Genomic DNA, 2,356 nt, shown 5'->3' with positions numbered 1-2,356 from the left:
TTTTTTTTTACGTGACTAAGACTACCCGATCTAAGCCCTTACAGGAAACTACTTTTTAACTGAGAGGTGTAAAATGGCGTCAACATCCAATGACAACGGTAGAGCATTTGAATATTGTTTAGCAAAATATATTTTAGATAATTCATTGGAGGCAATATCTATTGATAGCGAAACAAGATATCAACAGGATAGAGATAGAAATAAATATGAAAACCTTCCAAGTGAATTAAAAAACATCTTTGATAGGGCATCTAGAAAATATTTTGATTTATTACCAACAACTATCTGCTCCTTAAGAAGATTAAGTGATAGTGAGGGTAGATCTGGTAACCCAGCAGATATTGAAATAACCTTCACTGAAAATGGATTTAGAATAACTAAAAGTATCTCATTGAAAAATAATCACAATGCAGTAAAACACCAAAGACCTGGGGCATTGATATCTCAATTAGGAATATCAAATAAATACGAAGATATTTCTTACAGAGCGCAAATAAAATCATTAGAGTCTTCGTTTATATCCAGCGTTGATAAATTAGGTTTCGATACAACAAACGAGCTACTTTTCTCCGATGTTAAATTACGTTCAGACCAAGCTATTTTAGATTTATATAATAATTTTTGCTCCCTCACTGCCAGCATAATTAATAAATTCGGTAATACTTGTGCGGGAAATTACTTCCATTTTTTAGTATCAAAAACCGATTTTGAAAAATTAATCGTTTACCCTAACAATATAGTTATCGAGGAATGGTATAAATTACAAACACCAACTGAGATGATAGCTAGAGTTTTAAACTCTAGCTATGTAATAGTTGAGTTTAATAATGGGTATTCATTCAACATGAGATTACACAATGCTTCATCTAGATTTAAAAAAGGAAGATCTCTATCACTTAAATTCGATACGCGAATAGAAGTACACACTGACATACCAAAATCAATACATCAAATTTAATGTAAATAAAAAAAGAAAAGGTTTTTCTGGCCTTTTCTTTTATTGTGTGCAATCATAAAACCTCTATAGTTAGATTAGGTTTGCCTTATGAGTAGAATAAAAATTGCGTCTTTGTTTTCAGGTGCTGGTGGTTTAGATTTAGGGTTTGAATTAGCTGGATTTGACATTTCATGGTCAAATGAATTCGACAAAACAATATGGGAAACACATAAGAAAAACTTTCCTAATTGCATATTAGATAAACGTTCTATTGTCGACGTAAAAAGTAATGACATCCCTGATATATCGGGATTTATCGGCGGACCACCATGCCAGAGCTGGTCAGAGGCTGGAAGTAGAAAAGGAATAGATGACCATCGTGGTAAATTATTCTATGAATACATCCGTCTTTTAAACGAAAAAAAGCCACTATTTTTCCTAGCTGAAAATGTATCTGGTATATTACACAAAAAACATGAGGATGCATTTAATAATATATTAGAGTCATTTAAAAACGCCGGATATAATATTTCATTTAAATTATTAAATGCAAATAAATATAACGTACCTCAAGATAGGCTTCGTGTATTCATAGTTGGAATATTAAAAGAATATAAAGATATTTACTTTGAATTCCCAAATGAAAATGAATTAAAATTAAACCTGAGAGATTCAATATTTGATATTAAGGATAACGCAGTACCTTCTGATGAGAAAAACAAATCAAATAAAAATACAATAATACCAAACCATGAATATATGACTGGTGGATTTTCATCTATTTTCATGTCAAGGAATAGAGTCAGAAGTTGGGATGAGCCATCATTTACAATTCAAGCAGGCGGTCGTCATGCGCCAATACACCCAAGTGCACCAAAAATGATAAAAATAGAAACTGATAAGTTTGAATTCATTAAAAATGAAGAACATCTTTACCGAAGAATGAGTGTAAGAGAATGTGCTAGAGTGCAAACATTCCCTGATTCATTTATATTCAAATATAATTCAGTTGTCGATGGCTATAAAATGGTTGGTAATGCCGTTCCTGTTAATTTAGCCAAAGCTTTAGCAGAACAAATAAAAAGACAATTATTCTAGTTCACGTAAGACCCATTATGTTAAACGGGCGAGTTTAAACCCCAAAACCGCCCGTCAGACACAATCAGAACGCCTCAACGCGATTTTAAGCACCAAACACACCCCGTAACACCCGAATCTATCCTGAAAGTTTATAACGTTTTCTGTCGGGTTTGAGGGCGTTTTTAACATCCCGTTTTTTCGTCCGGTTTTCACCGCCAAACCGATGAAAGTCGCAAACTTGTTTGTGGCTTGAAGCGGTTTTCTTTATTTTTTAGCTATTAGAAAAAAGTTATCCACACTAAATGACTACATAGTTAGTGCCAAATCACTACATAGTTA

General features: G+C 32.9%; 2 protein-coding genes. Both read left to right on the top strand.

The genetic code is table 11. From position 1 onward, the window contains the following. Positions 1-73: 73 nt before the first annotated feature. Positions 74-958, top strand: coding sequence for a HaeIII family restriction endonuclease (locus C0T34_RS18055; RefSeq protein WP_109850597.1), 885 nt, complete (start codon positions 74-76; stop codon positions 956-958). Positions 959-1,045: 87 nt separating this feature from the next. Next, positions 1,046-2,035: a DNA cytosine methyltransferase gene (locus C0T34_RS18050; protein WP_204100993.1), complete on the top strand. Its 990-nt coding sequence runs from the start codon at positions 1,046-1,048 to the stop codon at positions 2,033-2,035. Positions 2,036-2,356: the final 321 nt, after the last annotated feature.

The organism is Proteus sp. CA142267 (assembly GCF_003336825.1).
Taxonomy (GTDB): Bacteria; Pseudomonadota; Gammaproteobacteria; order Enterobacterales; family Enterobacteriaceae; genus Proteus; species Proteus terrae.
Note: the sequence above shows the minus strand (reverse complement) of the source record. Positions and strands in the feature narration are given on the sequence as shown.